At 50.5% G+C, this 18,538-nt stretch carries 15 protein-coding genes, 4 tRNA genes and 4 other RNA genes; 10 read left to right on the forward strand and 13 right to left on the reverse strand.

The genetic code is table 11. The features are described 5' to 3' along the window. Nucleotides 1-39: 39 nt before the first annotated feature. The 10 genes from Q5705_18210 to Q5705_18255 all read right to left on the reverse strand — a co-directional run bounded on the left by Q5705_18210 (nucleotide 40) and on the right by Q5705_18255 (nucleotide 2,693). Nucleotides 40-171, reverse strand: a non-coding RNA gene (locus tag Q5705_18210) — RtT sRNA. A 44-nt stretch (nucleotides 172-215) separates the two neighbouring features. After that, nucleotides 216-346, reverse strand: a non-coding RNA gene (locus tag Q5705_18215) — RtT sRNA. A gap of 44 nt (nucleotides 347-390) precedes the next feature. Then, nucleotides 391-521: non-coding RNA, RtT sRNA (locus tag Q5705_18220), on the reverse strand. A gap of 44 nt (nucleotides 522-565) precedes the next feature. Continuing rightward, nucleotides 566-696: non-coding RNA, RtT sRNA (locus Q5705_18225), on the reverse strand. Nucleotides 697-739: 43 nt separating this feature from the next. Further along, a tRNA-Tyr gene (locus Q5705_18230) sits at nucleotides 740-824 on the reverse strand. 34 nt (nucleotides 825-858) lie between these two features. Further along, nucleotides 859-943, reverse strand: a tRNA-Tyr gene (locus tag Q5705_18235). A 34-nt stretch (nucleotides 944-977) separates the two neighbouring features. Beyond that, nucleotides 978-1,062, reverse strand: a tRNA-Tyr gene (locus tag Q5705_18240). Between the two features lie 34 nt (nucleotides 1,063-1,096). Continuing rightward, a tRNA-Tyr gene (locus Q5705_18245) sits at nucleotides 1,097-1,181 on the reverse strand. A 162-nt stretch (nucleotides 1,182-1,343) separates the two neighbouring features. Next, the gene (purU, locus tag Q5705_18250; GenBank protein ID WLI76494.1) at nucleotides 1,344-2,186 is read right to left on the reverse strand and encodes a formyltetrahydrofolate deformylase; all 843 of its coding nucleotides are present in this window, start codon (nucleotides 2,184-2,186) and stop codon (nucleotides 1,344-1,346) included. A 48-nt stretch (nucleotides 2,187-2,234) separates the two neighbouring features. After that, nucleotides 2,235-2,693 (reverse strand): YchJ family protein, encoded by a 459-nt coding sequence (locus Q5705_18255; GenBank protein WLI76495.1) that lies wholly within the window; start codon nucleotides 2,691-2,693, stop codon nucleotides 2,235-2,237. 111 nt (nucleotides 2,694-2,804) lie between these two features. On the opposite strand from Q5705_18255, the gene rssA reads away from it, so the two are divergent. From rssA to galU, 3 genes are all read left to right on the forward strand, one after another. Next, a complete protein-coding gene (gene rssA, locus Q5705_18260; GenBank protein ID WLI76496.1) occupies nucleotides 2,805-3,713 on the forward strand; it encodes a patatin-like phospholipase RssA in 909 nt (302 codons plus the stop codon). A gap of 91 nt (nucleotides 3,714-3,804) precedes the next feature. After that, on the forward strand, nucleotides 3,805-4,818 hold the full coding sequence (rssB, locus tag Q5705_18265; GenBank protein WLI79059.1) for a two-component system response regulator RssB: 1,014 nt from the start codon (nucleotides 3,805-3,807) through the stop codon (nucleotides 4,816-4,818). Between the two features lie 197 nt (nucleotides 4,819-5,015). After that, a complete protein-coding gene (gene galU, locus Q5705_18270) occupies nucleotides 5,016-5,927 on the forward strand; it encodes a UTP--glucose-1-phosphate uridylyltransferase GalU (GenBank protein WLI76497.1) in 912 nt (303 codons plus the stop codon). 271 nt (nucleotides 5,928-6,198) lie between these two features. Here galU and hns read toward each other — a convergent pair whose 3' ends face one another. Next, the gene (hns, locus tag Q5705_18275) at nucleotides 6,199-6,618 is read right to left on the reverse strand and encodes a histone-like nucleoid-structuring protein H-NS (protein WLI76498.1); all 420 of its coding nucleotides are present in this window, start codon (nucleotides 6,616-6,618) and stop codon (nucleotides 6,199-6,201) included. Between the two features lie 546 nt (nucleotides 6,619-7,164). Between hns and tdk the strand changes: the two genes are divergently transcribed. After that, a complete protein-coding gene (gene tdk, locus Q5705_18280) occupies nucleotides 7,165-7,779 on the forward strand; it encodes a thymidine kinase (GenBank protein ID WLI76499.1) in 615 nt (204 codons plus the stop codon). Nucleotides 7,780-7,851: 72 nt separating this feature from the next. On the opposite strand, the gene adhE is transcribed toward tdk, so the two are convergent. Continuing rightward, nucleotides 7,852-10,533 carry a bifunctional acetaldehyde-CoA/alcohol dehydrogenase gene (gene adhE, locus Q5705_18285; protein WLI76500.1) on the reverse strand — a complete coding sequence of 894 codons (2,682 nt, stop codon included), beginning with the start codon at nucleotides 10,531-10,533 and terminating at the stop codon, nucleotides 7,852-7,854. Between the two features lie 478 nt (nucleotides 10,534-11,011). On the opposite strand from adhE, the gene Q5705_18290 reads away from it, so the two are divergent. From Q5705_18290 to oppF, 6 genes are all read left to right on the forward strand, one after another. Beyond that, nucleotides 11,012-11,659 (forward strand): YchE family NAAT transporter, encoded by a 648-nt coding sequence (locus Q5705_18290; protein WLI76501.1) that lies wholly within the window; start codon nucleotides 11,012-11,014, stop codon nucleotides 11,657-11,659. Between the two features lie 838 nt (nucleotides 11,660-12,497). Beyond that, nucleotides 12,498-14,129 carry an oligopeptide ABC transporter substrate-binding protein OppA gene (gene oppA, locus Q5705_18295; protein WLI76502.1) on the forward strand — a complete coding sequence of 544 codons (1,632 nt, stop codon included), beginning with the start codon at nucleotides 12,498-12,500 and terminating at the stop codon, nucleotides 14,127-14,129. A 133-nt stretch (nucleotides 14,130-14,262) separates the two neighbouring features. Further along, complete coding sequence (oppB, locus tag Q5705_18300) at nucleotides 14,263-15,183, forward strand: oligopeptide ABC transporter permease OppB (GenBank protein WLI76503.1); 921 nt, start codon at nucleotides 14,263-14,265, stop codon at nucleotides 15,181-15,183. 14 nt (nucleotides 15,184-15,197) lie between these two features. Then, complete coding sequence (oppC, locus tag Q5705_18305) at nucleotides 15,198-16,106, forward strand: oligopeptide ABC transporter permease OppC (protein WLI76504.1); 909 nt, start codon at nucleotides 15,198-15,200, stop codon at nucleotides 16,104-16,106. An 11-nt stretch (nucleotides 16,107-16,117) separates the two neighbouring features. Then, entirely contained in the window at nucleotides 16,118-17,131 is a 1,014-nt protein-coding gene (locus Q5705_18310) for an ABC transporter ATP-binding protein (GenBank protein ID WLI76505.1), read from the forward strand. Continuing rightward, nucleotides 17,128-18,132, forward strand: coding sequence for a murein tripeptide/oligopeptide ABC transporter ATP-binding protein OppF (gene oppF, locus Q5705_18315; GenBank protein WLI76506.1), 1,005 nt, complete (start codon nucleotides 17,128-17,130; stop codon nucleotides 18,130-18,132). The genes Q5705_18310 and oppF overlap by 4 nt, the downstream gene beginning before the upstream one ends. 52 nt (nucleotides 18,133-18,184) lie before the next feature. On the opposite strand, the gene Q5705_18320 is transcribed toward oppF, so the two are convergent. Beyond that, complete coding sequence (locus Q5705_18320) at nucleotides 18,185-18,514, reverse strand: HI1450 family dsDNA-mimic protein (protein ID WLI76507.1); 330 nt, start codon at nucleotides 18,512-18,514, stop codon at nucleotides 18,185-18,187. Nucleotides 18,515-18,538: the final 24 nt, after the last annotated feature.

An 18,538-nucleotide genomic window follows, 5' to 3' on the forward strand; every position in this document is an offset into this window, starting at 1 on the left:
GCCACCAGGCAAAAAAGGGGAAGGGTTCTGTTCGGAATATGGTGGTGGGGGAAGGATTACTCGGAGCTAAAGCTCCTCGCCCTTCGGGTCGTTGCCTGCGGCAACGCTCTCTCGCGATGCTCGAGTCGAACCTTAGTCGAAGGTTCTCGTCCTTCCCCGTACGAAGATTTATATAAGGCTGAGCAATAAATTTACGTTGGGACTTTATATAAAGATGGTGGTGGGGGAAGGATTACTCGGAGCAAAGCTCCTCGCCCTTCGGGTCGTTGCCTGCGGCAACGCTCTCTCGCTATGCTCGAGTCGAACCTTAGTCGAAGGTTCTCGTCCTTCCCCGAACGAAGATTTATATAAGGCTGAGCAATAAATTTACGTTGGGACTTTATATAAAGATGGTGGTGGGGGAAGGATTACTCGGAGCAAAGCTCCTCGCCCTTCGGGTCGTTGCCTGCGGCAACGCTCTCTCGCTATGCTCGAGTCGAACCTTAGTCGAAGGTTCTCGTCCTTCCCCGAACGAAGATTTATATAAGGCTGAGCAATAAATTTACGTTGGGACTTTATATAAAGATGGTGGTGGGGGAAGGATTACTCGGAGCAAAGCTCCTCGCCCTTCGGGTCGTTGCCTGCGGCAACGCTCTCTCGCTACGCTCGAGTCGAACCTTAATCGAAGGTTCTCGTCCTTCCCCGATCAAAAACGTATGTAGGAGTTCTGTCGTTTGGAGAATGTATGTTTTATTGAAGATGGTGGTGGGGGAAGGATTCGAACCTTCGAAGTCTGTGACGGCAGATTTACAGTCTGCTCCCTTGGGCCGCTCGGGAACCCCACCAGGGGTAATCCATAGTGTTGATGCAGGATGTTGATGGTGGGGGGGGAAGGATTCGAACCTTCGAAGTCGATGACGGCAGATTTACAGTCTGCTCCCTTTGGCCGCTCGGGAACCCCACCAGGGGTAATACATAGTGTTGATGCAGGATGTTGATGGTGGTGGGGGAAGGATTCGAACCTTCGAAGTCGATGACGGCAGATTTACAGTCTGCTCCCTTTGGCCGCTCGGGAACCCCACCAGGGGTAATACAGAGTGTTGATGCAGGATGTTGATGGTGGTGGGGGAAGGATTCGAACCTTCGAAGTCGATGACGGCAGATTTACAGTCTGCTCCCTTTGGCCGCTCGGGAACCCCACCACGGGGTAAAGCTGGTTTATTACTGGCCGCTTCCGTCTTGGGAAGCGCGGCGCATCATACCAAATGACGCGCCGCTGTAAAGCATTCAAACGAGAAAAATGAATCAGTTGCCTGCTTTTTGCCCGCAACGGTTTAAAGCCAGGCAACATCTTTCATGAACGATCACAGAATGATTGTCCGGTTGCCGTAAACGAACACACGCTGCGCCAGAACCTGATATAGCGCGCGGCTCAACACATTTTTTTCCACGTCGCGACCGGCGCGCATCATATCTTCGGCGGTATAGGTGTGATCAACGTGGATCACGTCCTGCATGATAATGGGGCCTTCGTCCAGATTGTCATTCACATAATGCGCTGTCGCCCCGATGATCTTCACGCCGCGTTCATACGCCTGGTGGTAAGGGCGCGCGCCAATAAAGGCCGGCAGAAATGAGTGGTGAATATTAATTATTTTGTTCGGGAAACGTGAAACAAACTCGGGCGTTAATACACGCATATATTTTGCCAGCACAACGTAATCCGGTTGATGCGCTTCAATCGCCTTCACCATCTGGTTATCGTGCGCTTCACGCGTCAGGCCTTCGTGGCTTACCAGTTCGAACGGAATATCAAAACGTTCAACCAGTGAACGTAGCGTGTCGTGATTACCGATCACCGCCGCAATCTCCACATCCAGACCGCCGTAATTCGCTTTCATTAGCAGGTCGCCGAGGCAATGCGCCTCTTTAGTGACCAGAATAACCACACGGCGACGGCCTGCCGGGTTTAACTCGCGTACTGACCCTTCCGGTAAGGCGCTGTCGAGATCTGCCAACAGCGTGGCGTCGTTAAAAATCCCCTCAAGCTCAGTACGCATAAAGAAACGACCGGTGCGGTGATCGACGAACTCATTATTCTGAACAATGTTCAGTTCATGCTTATAACAAATGTTGGTGATGCGTGCGATAAGGCCCTTCTGATCGGGGCAGATGGTACGCAGAATTTTACGTTGTAGAGAGTGCATAACCGGGTAAATCCTGTTGAGTGTGTTTGCTATGAAGTGATGCCAGGCTTATTGCCCGCAGCATTTTTTAAATTTTTTGCCTGACCCGCAGGGGCAAGGATCGTTACGGCCAAATTGTGGACGTGTGCCGTCGATATAGTACCATTCGCCGTTTTCCTTTAAGAAACGGGAGCGTTCGATAATCGCGCCGTTTTTGCCTTGTTCACTAAACCGGGCGACAAAACTGACGTAACCTTCATTGTCATCGTCACCGTAAGCATGCTCAAATAGTGTCAGGCCGAGCCATGTGGTATGCGCAAAACCTGCCTCAATTTGCTGGCGAAACGTTTGTGCCGCACACGAGGGATGCCAGGTTTTAATCAGGTACTCCGTCTGGTGTAATACAAAAGCCGTATAGCGTGAACGCATCAGGCGGGACGGATCGGGCGCCGCTTGTTCACCAGACAGATAAGGCTGGCAACATACGCTATACTCCAGAGCGCTACCGCAAGGACAAGTTTGAGACAAAATGGCATTCCTGGAACAAAAAATAACGGCGCTGCTGCGCCAGGGTAGCAATATGTTAACTGAGCCGTAGCGCTGTGGCTACAGTCTGCCGGGGGAAGTAAAACACGCTGAATGAGAACGGTAAAAATAGGCCTTGCGCTGGGTTCAGGCGCAGCCAGAGGTTGGTCGCATATTGGCGTGATCAACGCCTTAGAGCACGCCGGGATTAAAATTGATATCGTTGCAGGATGTTCCATCGGTTCATTAGTCGGCGCGGCTTACTCCTGCGGGCGGCTTCCTCTGCTGGAAAAGTGGGTGCGTTCTTTCCGTTACTGGGATGTGCTGCGTCTGATGGATTTGTCATGGCGACGCGGTGGTCTGTTACGGGGCGAACGCGTGTTCAATCAGTATCGCCAGTTACTTCCCTTTGCCGATTTTAGCCACTGTGAAAAACAATTTGGTGCGGTAGCGACGAACCTCAGTACCGGGCGTGAGTTGTGGTTCACCGAAGGTGACTTACATCATGCCGTTCGCGCTTCGTGCAGCATGCCAGGGTTAATGTCGCCAGTCGCGCACAATGGCTACTGGTTGGTTGATGGCGCAGTGGTTAATCCCGTCCCGGTCTCGTTGACGCGCGCATTAGGCGCTGACGTGGTCATCGCTGTCGATTTGCAGCATGACGCGCATCTGATGCAACAGGACCTGCTCTCCGTTAGCCTGACCAATAGCGAAATGGAAAACGGTGACGGAGAGACCTTGCGCTGGCATGAGCGCCTGCGGGAACGGCTCAGCCGCACAACGCCAAAGCGTCCGGTGACACCCACCGCCATGGAAATTATGACCACCTCAATCCAGGTGCTTGAAAACCGTCTCAAACGCAATCGTATGGCGGGCGACCCGCCGGATATTTTGCTGCAACCCGTTTGCCCACAAATATCGACACTCGATTTTCATCGCGCCGATGCCGCCATTGCAGCAGGACAGCTGGCTGTGGAAAAGAAAATGGATGAGTTACTTCCTCTGGTGCGGACATTGGCATGAATATAATTTTTATAAGACTTCAGCAAATTCTGACAGGCGAGTCCCGGCTAAGCATGCCACTATTGATCTACTGTCAGGCAGGGGAGAAAAGATGACGCAGCCGTTGGTCGGAAAACAGATATTGATTGTGGAAGACGAGCTCGTTTTCCGATCGCTGCTGGACTCATGGTTGCAATCACTGGGGGCAACGACGTTGCTGGCCGGAGACGGGGTTGATGCGCTTGAACAAATGGCGCGCAACAAACCCGACTTGATGATTTGTGACCTGGCCATGCCGCGTATGAATGGTCTCGCACTGGTTGAGTCTGTCCGCAATCAGGGCGTACAGACGCCGGTGTTGGTGATTTCAGCGACTGAAAATATGGCAGATATTGCCAAAGCCTTGCGTCTTGGGGTGCAGGATGTCGTTCTGAAACCCGTTAAAGATTTCAATCGCTTAAGGGAAACGATCTTCGCCTGTCTTTATCCCAATATGTTTAATTCGCGAGTGGAAGAAGAGGAGCGTTTGTTCCAGGACTGGGACGCCCTGGTGGACAATCCGCAGGCGGCAGCGAATTTGTTGCAGGAATTACAACCGCCAGTACAGCAGGTTATTTCTGGCTGTAGAGTCAATTATCGCCAGCTTGTTTCCGCTGAAAATCCAGGTCTTGTGCTTGATATTGCGCCGCTTTCCGGGCATGACCTTGCTTTTTATTGTCTTGATGTAACGCGTGCCGGTAATAACGGTGTGCTGGCAGCACTGTTGCTGCGCGCTTTATTTAATGGGTTACTTCAGGAGCAGTTATCGCACCAGCGCCAGCGCTTACCCGAAATGGGTGCTTTACTTAAGCAGGTGAATCAACTGCTGCATCAGGCGAATTTGCCTGGACAGTTCCCGCTGCTGGTGGGCTATTACCATAGCGAACTCAAGAACCTGATATTAGTTTCAGCCGGACTTAATGCCACATTAAATACCGGTGAACATCAAATACAAATCAGTAACGGTGTTCCGCTTGGTACGCTTGGGAATACGTATCTGAATCAATTAAGCCAGCGAAGCGACGCCTGGCAATGCCAGGTTTGGGGTGCGGGAGGTCGTCTGCGCTTAATGTTGAGCGCGGAATGAGCGATCGCATCGCGCCATGCAGATAGATTTACCCGGCGGATTAAACGGGTGGTAATATCGCCGCAGTTTATACGTATTAATCCTAATTCGTTGTAAGCGCGTCCTTTTCAGACCTGGTCGATGTGATGGTACTGATATACTCAGACGCGAGTTATTCATGAACCTGTTCAATGCATGGACAGTCCAGGAGATTTTCAATGGCTGCAATAAATTCGAAAGTGACTAAAGCAGTAATCCCGGTGGCGGGATTAGGAACCAGGATGTTACCAGCGACCAAGGCAATTCCTAAAGAAATGTTACCGCTGGTTGATAAGCCATTAATTCAGTACGTAGTCAATGAATGTATCGCTGCGGGTATTACTGAAATCGTTCTGGTAACACATTCATCAAAAAACTCTATCGAAAACCATTTCGATACCAGCTTCGAACTTGAAGCGATGCTGGAGAAACGCGTAAAACGTCAGCTGCTGGAAGAGGTTCAGTCCATTTGCCCGCCGCACGTCACCATCATGCAGGTGCGTCAGGGGCTGGCGAAAGGTTTGGGGCACGCTGTGTTGTGTGCACACCCGGTAGTTGGTAATGAACCCGTCGCGGTTATTCTGCCGGACGTTATTCTTGATGAGTACGAGTCCGATCTCTCTCAGGATAACCTGGCAGAAATGATCAAGCGCTTTGATGAAACTGGTGCCAGCCAAATCATGGTTGAGCCTGTTGAAGATGTAACTGCATACGGTGTGGTTGACTGTAAAGGCGCGACGCTGAATCCGGGTGATAGCGTACCGATGGTTGGTGTGGTCGAAAAACCAAAAGCCAACGTTGCTCCGTCTAATCTGGCGGTAGTAGGGCGCTATGTTCTGAGCGCAGAAATTTGGCCGCTGCTGGCCAAAACTCCTCCGGGCGCTGGCGATGAAATCCAGCTTACTGATGCTATCGATATGTTGATTGAGAAAGAAACCGTCGAAGCTTACCACATGAAAGGCAAAAGCCATGATTGCGGGAATAAACTGGGCTATATGCGCGCATTTGTAGAATATGGCATCCGCCATAATTCGCTGGGTGAAGAGTTTAAAACCTGGCTGGAAGAAACAGTCGGTACCGGGAAAGCATAATACGCTTAACCGAAGCTGAATAAGGCCGGAGGTAATAGTGCGTTGCGCTGATTATCTCCGGCTTTTTTATTTGCCAGGGTTTGGATGAGACTTATCGCAACGCAGGCAGAGGGAATTGATCGCGCACAAGAATAAGAAAAAGTGGCGGGAATTTGAGCAATGAATTAAGGTTCAGATGTGCCGTTTGCATACACTCTATTTGTGAAGAAATTGTGTAGTTCTGGCAAAAAAAATCCCGCCAGCGGCGGGACTTTGAAAAGCAGCTTAGAGATTACTCATCAGTTTCGAGCAGGAAATCTTCGAGTTTTTTACCTTGTTCTTCGATTGCTTTTTTGATTACAGCGGGAGTACGACCCTGGCCGGTCCAGGTTTTCGTTTCGCCGTTTTCATCAACGTAGCTATATTTAGCCGGGCGGGCTGCGCGTTTTGCTTTAGTGCCTGATTTAGCCGTAGCCATGCTATTCAGCAGTTCGTTCGGATCAATACCGTCAGCAATCAGCATTTCACGATATTGTTGCAGTTTACGCGTACGCTCTTCCACTTCAGCTGCGGCAGCGCTTTCTTCCTCGCGGCGCTCATTCACCACAACTTCTAATTTTTCCAGCATTTCTTCGAGCGTTTCCAGAGTGCATTCTCTTGCCTGCGCACGAAGAGTACGGATGTTGTTCAGAATTTTAAGTGCTTCGCTCATTGTAGTAATCTCAAACTTATATTGGGGTGGTTTGTCGGGCTAATAATAGAGCGTTAAATTCGGCAGTGCAATAGCTGTGAATGTAAGGAATTCAAAATACCTCTTTATTTAAGCCTTTCCTAAATACCGCTAACTTAAATTCCCGTTGAAATAGCGCACGAAAAAGCACTTATACAGATGCGGTAAAGCGGTACTGCTGGAGTTTGTACTGGGATAACGTCTGATTAATCCGCGTCGGCTAATAGTCTTTATGGATAAATAACAACCTCATTTATTAGCACCTCAAAAGTGTTCTCTGCCTTAAATTATTAATAATTTCCGGATGATATGGAGAGAATCTTCCGATTAAAAAACATGTGTAAGAGTATGAATCCCTTATTGCTGTTTCTTAGGCAGTAACAACAATGTGGATAAGTAAAGTCTTGTCTATGTGCTGACATTGTCTACAGGATTTACTTAAGACGTGTTGGTGTTCCAGGTTAGCCAGACAAAATATGGTACAATCCTTCGCAGGAATATCACACTTTGATTGGGGTTTTGCGCGCAATGGCACAGCTTTATTTCTACTATTCAGCAATGAATGCAGGGAAATCCACGGCTTTACTACAGTCTTCATACAATTATCAAGAGCGTGGCATGCGCACAGTGGTCTATACCGCCGAGATTGATAATCGATTTGGCGCTGGCAAGGTTAGTTCACGGATCGGATTATCCTCACCCGCGCGTTTGTTTAATCAACACACATTGTTGCTGGATGAAATTAAAGCGGAACATGAACAAGACGCCGTCCATTGCGTATTAGTGGATGAATGCCAGTTCCTGACGCGTGAACAGGTATATGCGCTCTCTGAAGTCGTCGACCAACTGGATATTCCAGTGTTGTGCTATGGCCTGCGCACTGATTTTCGCGGTGAGCTATTCATGGGGAGCCAATATTTGCTGGCCTGGTCAGATAAGCTGGTTGAACTTAAGACTGTTTGCTTTTGTGGGCGCAAAGCCAGCATGGTGCTGCGGCTGGATCAATCCGGACGCCCTTATAACGAAGGCGAACAGGTCGTTATCGGCGGCAATGAGCGCTACGTCTCTGTATGCCGTAAACATTATAAAGAAGCACTTGTTGAAGGCTCGCTTATGGCGATACAGAAACGTGTAAGGGGTTAATGCGCTTTTATCTTTCAGTAACAACAGCGATAAAAAAACCCGCCGAAGCGGGTTTTTTATTAGGTTCATCGATTAAGCGGTTTTCTTCGCTTTCTTATCGACTTTTACCGGTGCGATTTCAACTTTCGCCACGGATGCCGGTTCACCTTCTTTGAACTCGCGGCCATAGAACGTATCCAGAAGAATCTGTTTCAGTTCGGCGATCAGCGGGTAACGCGGGTTAGCGCCGGTGCACTGGTCATCAAACGCATCTTCAGACAGTTTGTCCACATGCGCCAGGAAGTCTGCTTCCTGTACGCCAGCTTCGCGGATAGATTTCGGAATACCCAGTTCAGCTTTCAGGCTTTCCAGCCAGGCCAGCAGTTTCTCAATCTTCGCTGCGGTGCGATCGCCTGGAGCGCTCAGGCCCAGATGGTCCGCGATTTCAGCATAACGGCGACGCGCTTGCGGGCGGTCGTACTGGCTAAATGCAGTCTGCTTGGTCGGATTGTCATTCGCGTTGTAGCGGATAACGTTGCTGATCAGCAGGGCGTTGGCCAGACCGTGCGGAATGTGGAACTGTGAGCCCAGTTTATGCGCCATGGAGTGACACACACCGAGGAAGGCGTTAGCAAACGCGATACCTGCGATAGTGGCAGCACTGTGCACACGTTCACGAGCAACCGGGTTTTTAGACCCTTCGTTGTAAGAAGCCGGCAGGTTTTCTTTCAACAGTTTCAGGGCTTGCAGTGCCTGGCCATCAGAGAACTCAGATGCCAATACTGAAACGTAAGCTTCCAGTGCGTGGGTCACTGCATCCAGACCACCGAATGCGCACAGAGATTTCGGCATATCCATCACCAGGTTGGCATCAACAACGGCCATATCCGGGGTCAGGGCGTAATCCGCCAGCGGGTATTTCTGACCGGTCGCATCATCGGTAACCACCGCAAACGGGGTTACTTCAGAACCGGTACCGGAAGTGGTAGTGATGGCGATCATTTTCGCTTTCACGCCCATTTTCGGGAACTTGTAGATACGTTTACGGATATCCATAAAGCGCAGCGCCAGTTCTTCGAAGTGGGTTTCCGGGTGTTCGTACATGACCCACATGATTTTCGCGGCATCCATCGGGGAACCACCACCCAGGGCGATGATCACGTCCGGTTTAAAGGAGTTTGCCAGCTCAGCACCTTTACGCACGATGGTCAGTGTCGGATCCGCTTCAACTTCGAAGAACACTTCGGTTTCAACGCCTGCGGCTTTCAGCACAGAGGTGATCTGGTCAGCATAGCCGTTGTTGAACAAGAAACGGTCGGTCACGATCATGGCGCGTTTGTGACCATCAGTAATCACTTCATCCAGCGCGATAGGCAGTGAGCCACGGCGGAAGTAGATTGATTTCGGAAGTTTATGCCACAACATGTTTTCAGCTCGCTTAGCAACGGTTTTCTTGTTGATCAGGTGCTTCGGACCAACGTTTTCAGAGATGGAGTTACCACCCCAGGAACCACAACCCAGAGTCAGGGAAGGCGCGAGTTTAAAGTTATACAGATCACCGATACCGCCCTGAGAAGCAGGGGTGTTGATCAGAATACGTGCCGTTTTCATCATCTGGCCGAAGTGGGCCACACGTTCTGGCTGGTTGTCCTGATCGGTATACAGACAAGAGGTATGACCGATACCGCCCATTGCGACCAGTTTTTCCGCTTTCACAACAGCGTCTTCGAAGTCTTTTGCACGATACATTGCCAGCGTCGGCGACAGTTTTTCGTGGGCAAATGGCTCGCTTTCATCAACAACTTTCACTTCGCCGATGAGGATCTTGGTCGTTGCCGGAACGGTGAAGCCTGCCAGTTCAGCGATTTTATATGCCGGCTGACCTACGATAGCGGCGTTCAGCGCACCATTTTTCAGGATGATATCCTGAACGGCTTTCAGCTCTTTGCCCTGAAGCAGGTAGCCGCCATGGCTGGCGAAACGTTCGCGAACGGCGTCGTATACAGAATCAACGACAACAACAGACTGCTCAGATGCGCAGATTACGCCATTGTCGAAGGTTTTAGACATCAATACGGAAGCAACGGCACGTTTGATATCGGCCGTTTCGTCGATAACAACAGGCGTGTTACCTGCGCCGACACCAATTGCCGGTTTACCGGAACTGTAAGCGGCTTTAACCATGCCCGGACCGCCGGTGGCGAGGATAAGGTTGATATCCGGGTGATGCATCAATGCGTTAGAGAGTTCGACGGACGGTTGATCAATCCAGCCGATAAGGTCTTTCGGCGCGCCAGCAGCAATTGCGGCTTGCAGTACGATGTCTGCCGCTTTGTTAGTGGCGTCTTTAGCGCGTGGATGTGGAGAGAAGATAATTGCGTTACGCGTCTTCAGGCTAATGAGTGATTTAAAGATTGCAGTAGATGTCGGGTTAGTGGTCGGCACGATACCGCAAATGATGCCGATAGGTTCCGCGATAGTGATGGTGCCGAAAGTATCATCTTCAGACAACACGCCGCAGGTTTTCTCGTCTTTGTACGCGTTATAGATATACTCAGAAGCAAAGTGGTTTTTAATCACTTTATCTTCGATGATACCCATGCCGGATTCAGCAACGGCCATTTTCGCGAGGGGGATTCGAGCATCTGCGGCAGCCAGGGCGGCGGCGCGGAAGATTTTATCTACTTGCTCTTGAGTAAAGTTGGCATATTCACGCTGGGCTTTCTTCACTCGTTCAACGAGTGCGTTCAGTTCAGCGACATTAGTAACAGCCATAATGCTCTCCTGATAATGTTTAAACTCTTTTAGTAAACCAGCTGCCCAATTAGAGAGTATAGACAGACCGGCTGTAGCTTGCGTAAAACTTAGAAAAACAACAGTTTAACGCTCGACCATGTGCCACTGGTTTACTGAAAGAGCCTCAAGGAAATAATGCAATTATTGACGTTTTTGCTCTCTTTTCGTGGGTTCAAGGTTACTCACTTCTGAGTAACTGTAGTGTGATCCACGTCAAATTTCCGCGAAGCTGACACCTTTCAGCAAGGCTGTTTTTGGGCATTTGTTGCAAATGTTAATGGCATACGACTGAACGTTCTTGCAGACTATCACAACTACCACAAATAAATAACACGCTGTTTTACCAGTATTTTTAATGTGGGAACTGATGAAGTACGCAAAAAAAACGCGTATCTTCTGCATGGATTTTTCTGTCACGCTAAAGTTTTACCTAACTGGCGCCATTGCGGAGCGCACTGTGGAGCATACTTTGTTTGATTTACCTCTCTATTTTAAATTTTTTGTTGGCCTGTTTGCGCTGGTAAACCCGGTCGGGATCATTCCGGTATTTATTAGCATGACCAGTTATCAGATGGCTGAGGCACGCAACAAAACCAATCTTACGGCCAATGTATCGGTGGCGATTATTCTATGGACGTCCTTGTTTCTCGGTGACGCCATATTGCAGCTCTTCGGCATTTCGATTGATTCATTCCGCATCGCCGGGGGTATCCTGGTGGTGACGATTGCCATGTCGATGATCAGTGGGAAGTTAGGGGAAGATAAACAAAACAAACAGGAAAAGTCAGAAACCGCTATCCGTGAAAGCGTTGGCGTTGTGCCGCTGGCATTGCCATTAATGGCGGGGCCGGGGGCAATCAGTTCGACCATTGTGTGGGGAACGCGCTACCACACTTTAGGTCATCTGATAGGTTTTTCGCTTGCGATAGCGTTGTTCGCGTTCTGTTCATGGGGGCTGTTTCGCATTGCGCCGTGGCTGGTGCGCTTACTTGGGCAAACCGGTATTAACGTTATCACGCGTATCATGGGTCTGCTGTTAATGGCGTTAGGTATTGAGTTTATTGTCGCGGGCGTTAAATCGCTTTTCCCTGGTCTGCTGAATTGATTCACGCATCCTTTATAAGAAGAATATATATTTTCGCTATATTTAACTTTATATAGCGAGGGTGGTGCAAGCTTCTTTTCGACGGTAAATAAAAGCGCAAAATTAGCAAATCATATGAAGAATAAGCAAAACAGCGCGAAGCATACTAAATTGCACTAATCAGAAAATCTTTTTTCTATCAGTGGATTATAAGTTTCATGAATCCTTATCGCGTAATTTTTACGCATACAGGTGTGTTCTTTCCCTGACCCAATACTATTGGGCTTGCCGAGACTTTATCGAAATGATATTAGTACTTTCAATCTTCTCGCAGATGAATGTGCTAAAAAATAGTCAATTGTTGCTTTTTTGTACAAAAATGTCTGATGTCAGTTGAAAAGCATTACACGGCGGTGGTGCTTGTTTATCTGGTTGAAAATAAAAGATAAAAAATAAACAGGGAGTTTGAGTCATCATCTCTCTGCGGCTATCGCTGTGCCGCAAAAGAGAAACGGTTAACAAATTTGCAAATTGTATTGGCGGCGGTGGAATGCATTTGTTATTTTCCGCCCACTGTGTTTATCAGCCTAATAATTCGCAGATAAACCGCTTTGTTGAGAATCGTTTTCAACTATAACAATTGAAGTCATGAATGCAACGCGCCTCGACAGGGGAGGCGCGTAAATGAATCGACGTAAGATTGCCGTTTGAGCAGTCCGTAATAAAAAAGTCGGTGATAGCAGCAGTAAAAAAAGATGTCTGATAGCGCCAAAAGCTCCTGCGCTACTCAGGCCCCCAACAGGGGATGAAACACGCTGGCGTGAACGTCAGTAATTATAATGAGTGGAGTAACAACACAATGTCCATTATCACAAAGAAAAGTCTGGTAGCGGCGGGTATTCTTACGGCGCTAATTACCGGTAATGCAGCATTCGCTGCCGATGTCCCGGCCGGTGTCCAACTGGCGGAAAAACAGACGCTAGTTCGCAATAACGGTGCTGAAGTTCAATCTCTCGATCCGCATAAAATTGAAGGTGTTCCTGAGTCAAACGTTAACCGCGACCTGTTTGAAGGTCTGCTGATTTCCGATGTCGAAGGCCATCCAAGCGCCGGTGTTGCTGAAAAATGGGAAAACAAAGATTTTAAAGTCTGGACTTTCCATCTGCGTAAAAATGCGAAATGGTCTGATGGAACCCCCGTTACCGCGCATGATTTCGTTTACAGCTGGCAGCGCCTGGCTGACCCGAAAACCGCTTCTCCTTACGCCAGTTACCTGCAATACGGCCATATCGCTAATATCGACGACGTTATCGTCGGGAAAAAACCAACCAGCGAGCTGGGCGTAAAAGCCATTGATGATAATACCTTCGAAGTCACGCTGAGCGAGCCGGTGCCTTATTTCTATAAACTGCTGGTTCACCCGTCAGTTTCTGCTGTACCTAAAGCCGCTATCGAAAAATTTGGCGATAAGTGGACGCAGCCTGCGAATATCGTGACCAACGGTGCTTACAAACTGAAAGACTGGGTGGTCAACGAACGTATCGTTCTGGAACGCAACACCAACTATTGGGATAACGATAAGACCGTTATCAACCAGGTGACTTATCTGCCAATTGCCGCAGAAGTTACCGACGTTAACCGCTATCGCAGCGGCGAAATCGACATGACCTATAACAACATGCCGATTGAACTGTTCCAGAAACTGAAAAAAGAGATCCCCAAAGAAGTCCACGTTGACCCGTATCTGTGTACTTATTACTACGAAATCAACAACCAGAAAGCGCCGTTCACTGACGTTCGAGTCCGTACCGCTCTGAAACTGGCGCTGGATCGCGACATCATCGTTAATAAAGTGAAAAACCAGGGCGATCTGCCGGCCTACAGCTACACTCCGCCGTATACCGATGGTGCAAAACTGACTGAGCCAGACTGGTTTAAGCTGACCCAGGAGCAACGTAACGCCGAAGCGAAAAAACTGCTGGCTGAAGCAGGCTATACCGCTGACAAACCGCTGACGTTCAACCTGCTGTATAACACCTCCGATTTGCACAAAAAACTGGCGATCGCCGTGGCATCTATCTGGAAGAAAAACCTCGGTGCGAACGTCAAGCTGGAGAATCAGGAGTGGAAAACCTTCCTCGATACGCGTCATCAGGGCACTTTTGATGTGGCACGTGCAGGCTGGTGTGCGGACTATAACGAGCCGACATCCTTCCTGAACACCATGCTTTCCGATAGCTCCAACAACACCGCGCACTATAAGAGCCCGGCGTTTGACAAGATTATCGGCGATACGCTGAAAGTCACTGACGAAGCACAACGCACTGAGCTTTACTCCAAAGCTGAACAGCAGCTTGATAAAGACTCCGCGATCGTGCCGGTTTATTACTACGTGAACGCCCGTCTGGTGAAACCGTGGGTGGGTGGCTATACGGGTAAAGACCCGATGGATAATATCTACGTTAAAAACTTGTATATTATCAAGCATTAATGGCAAAGAGTGGGGCAGGGAAACCTGCCTCACAGTGTCTTATTTTTATCGCACCAAAACACATCAATCGCAGGCAGCGTCATCGCCGCCTGAAAGAGAATGTGCAAAAGGCACAGGCCAGAAGGTACGGGCAATGTTGAAATTTATCCTACGTCGCTGTCTTGAAGCGATCCCAACGCTCTTTATTCTTATCACTATTTCGTTCTTTATGATGCGTCTCGCACCGGGCAGCCCTTTTACCGGTGAACGTGCGCTCTCGCCAGAAGTGATGGCGAATATCGAAGCGAAATACCATTTAAACGATCCCATCCTTACGCAATATTTGAGCTACCTGAAACAGCTGGCGCATTTCGATTTCGGTCCCTCGTTTAAATACAAAGACTACACCGTCAATGATCTGGTCGCGGCAAGCTTCCCGGTTTCGGCAAAATTAGGCGCGGCGGCCTTTATCCTGGCGATTGTCTTTGGCGTTACGGCAGGGGTTATTGCTGCGCTGAACCAGAACACCAAATGGGATTACACCGTCATGGGGTTAGCCATGACTGGGGTGGTTATCCCGAGCTTCGTTGTCGCGCCGCTATTAGTGATGATCTTCGCCATTTTGCTGCAATGGCTTCCCGCCGGTGGCTGGAATGGCGGCGCACCGAAATTTATGATCTTACCGATGGTTGCCTTGTCCCTGGCCTATATCGCCAGTATCTCGCGCATTACCCGTGGGTCGATGATTGAAGTGTTGCACTCCAACTTTATCCGTACCGCCAGGGCGAAAGGCCTGCCGATGCGCCGGATAATTTTCCGCCATGCCCTGAAACCCGCCTTGCTGCCCGTGCTCTCCTATATGGGGCCGGCGTTTGTCGGCATTATCACCGGCTCGATGGTTATCGAGACAATCTACGGTTTGCCGGGTATCGGCCAGTTGTTCGTCAATGGCGCACTGAACCGTGACTACTCGCTGGTGCTGAGTCTGACCATTCTGGTCGGCACGCTGACCATTTTGTTTAACGCGATCGTCGATGTGCTGTACGCCATCATCGATCCGAAAATCCGTTATTAAGACTGGAGTTCGCCATGATGTTAAGTAAGAAAAACAGCGAGGCGCTGGAAAACTTCAGTGAAAAACTCGACGTCGAAGGACGCAGCCTGTGGCAGGATGCGCGTCGCCGCTTCATGCATAACCGCGCGGCGGTCGCGAGCCTGGTCGTGCTGGTCGTGATTGCCTTGTTTGTGACGCTGGCACCGATACTGTCGCAGTTTAGCTATTTCGATACCGACTGGGGCATGATGTCCGCCCAGCCGGATATGGAGTCCGGCCACTATTTCGGCACGGACTCTTCCGGGCGCGACCTGCTGGTGCGTGTGGCGATCGGCGGGCGTATCTCGCTGATAGTCGGTATTGCGGCGGCGCTGGTGGCGGTGGTTCTCGGCACGCTGTATGGCTCCTTGTCTGGTTACCTTGGCGGCAAAACTGACTCGGTGATGATGCGTTTGCTGGAGATCCTCAACTCCTTCCCGTTTATGTTCTTCGTCATTCTGCTGGTGACCTTTTTCGGGCAGAACATTCTGCTCATCTTTGTGGCCATCGGCATGGTTTCCTGGCTCGATATGGCGCGTATTGTGCGCGGCCAGACCCTGAGCCTGAAGCGTAAAGAGTTTATCGAAGCGGCACAGGTGGGCGGTGTTTCTACCGCGAATATCGTCCTGCGCCATATCGTGCCAAATGTACTGGGCGTGGTGGTGGTTTATGCCTCGCTGCTGGTGCCAAGCATGATCCTGTTCGAATCCTTCCTGAGCTTCCTCGGCCTCGGTACTCAGGAGCCGCTGAGCAGCTGGGGCGCGCTGTTAAGCGATGGCGCAAACTCAATGGAAGTCTCTCCGTGGCTACTGCTGTTCCCGGCGGGTTTCCTCGTTGTTACCTTGTTCTGTTTTAACTTTATCGGCGATGGCCTGCGTGATGCCCTCGACCCGAAAGACCGTTAAGGAGTGCTGTTATGAGCATTATTGAAACCTCATTGGCGTCAGCGACGCAGCAGCAATCGAACGTTCTTCTGGATGTTAAAGACTTACGGGTGACATTCCAGACGCCGGACGGTGATGTAACGGCTGTTAACGACCTGAACTTCTCGCTGCGCGCCGGTGAAACGCTGGGCATCGTGGGCGAATCCGGCTCCGGTAAATCCCAGACCGCCTTTGCATTAATGGGCCTGCTGGCGTCGAACGGGCGTATCGGCGGTTCGGCGACCTTTAACGGCAAAGAGATCCTCAATCTGCCGGAACATGCGCTGAATAAACTGCGCGCCGAGCAGATCTCGATGATTTTCCAGGATCCGATGACCTCGCTGAACCCTTACATGCGGGTGGGCGAGCAGTTAATGGAAGTGCTGATGCTGCATAAAAGCATGAGCAAAGCGGAAGCGTTTGAAGAGTCGGTGAAAATGCTCGACGCGGTAAAAATGCCGGAAGCGCGCAAGCGCATGCGCATGTACCCGCACGAGTTCTCCGGCGGCATGCGCCAGCGCGTGATGATTGCCATGGCGCTGCTGTGTCGGCCAAAACTGCTGATTGCCGATGAACCGACAACCGCGCTGGACGTGACCGTGCAGGCACAAATCATGACGCTGCTGAACGAGCTGAAGCGCGAGTTCAACACCGCGATTATCATGATTACCCATGATCTGGGCGTCGTCGCCGGTATTTGCGACAAAGTGCTGGTGATGTATGCCGGGCGGACGATGGAGTACGGCAAAGCCCGTGATGTGTTCTATCAGCCTTCGCATCCGTACTCTATTGGCCTGCTGAATGCGGTACCGCGTCTCGATGCGGAAGGCGAATCGATGCTGACCATTCCAGGCAACCCGCCAAACCTGCTGCGTCTGCCGAAAGGTTGCCCGTTCCAGCCACGCTGCCCGCACGCGATGGACATTTGCAATAACGCTCCACCGCTGGAGGAGTTTGCCCCGGGTCGCTTGCGCGCCTGCTTTAAGCCGGTGGAGGAATTAGTATGAACGCTGTAACCGAAGAGAGAAAAGTGCTGCTGGAAATCGCCGATCTGAAGGTGCATTTCGATATTAAAGACGGCAGGCAATGGTTCTGGCAGCCGCCGAAAACACTGAAAGCGGTCGATGGCGTCACGCTGCGTTTATACGAAGGGGAAACCCTTGGCGTGGTGGGTGAATCCGGCTGCGGCAAATCGACCTTTGCCCGCGCGATTATCGGTCTGGTGAAAGCCACTGACGGTAAAGTCGCGTGGCTGGGCAAAGATCTGCTGGGCATGAAACCGGAAGAGTGGCGCGAAGTGCGCAGCGACATTCAGATGATTTTCCAGGATCCGCTGGCCTCCCTGAACCCGCGTATGACTATCGGTGAAATTATTGCCGAGCCGCTGCGGACCTACCATCCGAAGATGTCGCGTCAGGAAGTGCGTGACCGCGTCAAAGCGATGATGATGAAAGTGGGCCTGCTGCCGAACCTGATCAACCGTTATCCCCATGAGTTTTCCGGTGGTCAGTGTCAACGTATCGGGATTGCCCGCGCGCTGATCCTCGAGCCGAAGCTGATTATCTGTGACGAACCGGTTTCGGCGCTGGATGTTTCCATCCAGGCGCAGGTGGTGAACTTGCTGCAACAGTTACAGCGTGAAATGGGGCTGTCGCTGATCTTTATCGCCCACGACCTGGCGGTGGTGAAACACATTTCCGACCGCGTGCTGGTGATGTACTTAGGTCATGCGGTCGAGCTGGGCACTTACGATGAGGTGTATCAGAACCCGCTGCATCCTTACACCAAAGCGCTGATGTCGGCTGTGCCGGTGCCCGACCCGGATGTGGAAAAGAACAAGACTATCCAGTTGCTGGAAGGGGATTTGCCGTCGCCCATTAATCCGCCGTCAGGCTGTGTGTTCCGCACCCGTTGCCCGATTGCCGGGCCAGAATGCGCCGAAACGCGCCCGGTGCTGGAAGGTAGCTTCCGCCACGCGGTTTCCTGCCTGAAAGTCGACCCGCTTTAATCGACGCATAAAAAAGGGCTGACATTGTGTCAGCCCTTTTGCTTTTCCGCGCTTATTCGCGCCAGAGAATATGACAAAGCTTATGATCTTTTTCGCGACACAGTAATATGCGCGCAAACACATCATTAATTTCACCACCGTCGGTATCCGCCAGCCCAATCACCACTTCGGCGAAGAAGTCCGGGTTTAAATCGTAATCCACATGTTCCTTCCAGTCTTCGCCTGGATCAAACAGCTCCGCACCACCACGCTCTTCAAACTGCAAATTGAAAAGAATGACGTCCGCCGGATCAAGATTATCCATAGCCAGTTCGAGGAAGATGTCATAAGCCTGTTCAAGCGTTTCGTCTTCAGTCAGGCGATTGTTCAGATCCATTTCCATGATTACCTCTTCACGTCTGTTGGG

Source organism: Kosakonia sp. H02 (genome assembly GCA_030704225.1).
Classification (GTDB): Bacteria; Pseudomonadota; Gammaproteobacteria; order Enterobacterales; family Enterobacteriaceae; genus Kosakonia.

Bases quoted from the DNA above. Each gene is read 5' to 3' on its own strand.
- rssB (WLI79059.1), top strand. From the start codon at position 3,805: ATGACGCAGCCGTTGGTCGGAAAACAGATATTGATTGTGGAAGACGAG.
- hns (WLI76498.1), bottom strand. From the start codon at position 6,618: ATGAGCGAAGCACTTAAAATTCTGAACAACATCCGTACTCTTCGTGCG.
- oppA (WLI76502.1), top strand. From the start codon at position 12,498: ATGTCCATTATCACAAAGAAAAGTCTGGTAGCGGCGGGTATTCTTACG.
- tdk (WLI76499.1), top strand. From the start codon at position 7,165: ATGGCACAGCTTTATTTCTACTATTCAGCAATGAATGCAGGGAAATCC.
- galU (WLI76497.1), top strand. From the start codon at position 5,016: ATGGCTGCAATAAATTCGAAAGTGACTAAAGCAGTAATCCCGGTGGCG.
- rssA (WLI76496.1), top strand. From the start codon at position 2,805: ATGAGAACGGTAAAAATAGGCCTTGCGCTGGGTTCAGGCGCAGCCAGA.
- purU (WLI76494.1), bottom strand. From the start codon at position 2,186: ATGCACTCTCTACAACGTAAAATTCTGCGTACCATCTGCCCCGATCAG.
- oppC (WLI76504.1), top strand. From the start codon at position 15,198: ATGATGTTAAGTAAGAAAAACAGCGAGGCGCTGGAAAACTTCAGTGAA.
- oppF (WLI76506.1), top strand. From the start codon at position 17,128: ATGAACGCTGTAACCGAAGAGAGAAAAGTGCTGCTGGAAATCGCCGAT.
- oppB (WLI76503.1), top strand. From the start codon at position 14,263: ATGTTGAAATTTATCCTACGTCGCTGTCTTGAAGCGATCCCAACGCTC.
- Q5705_18310 (WLI76505.1), top strand. From the start codon at position 16,118: ATGAGCATTATTGAAACCTCATTGGCGTCAGCGACGCAGCAGCAATCG.
- Q5705_18320 (WLI76507.1), bottom strand. From the start codon at position 18,514: ATGGAAATGGATCTGAACAATCGCCTGACTGAAGACGAAACGCTTGAA.
- adhE (WLI76500.1), bottom strand. From the start codon at position 10,533: ATGGCTGTTACTAATGTCGCTGAACTGAACGCACTCGTTGAACGAGTG.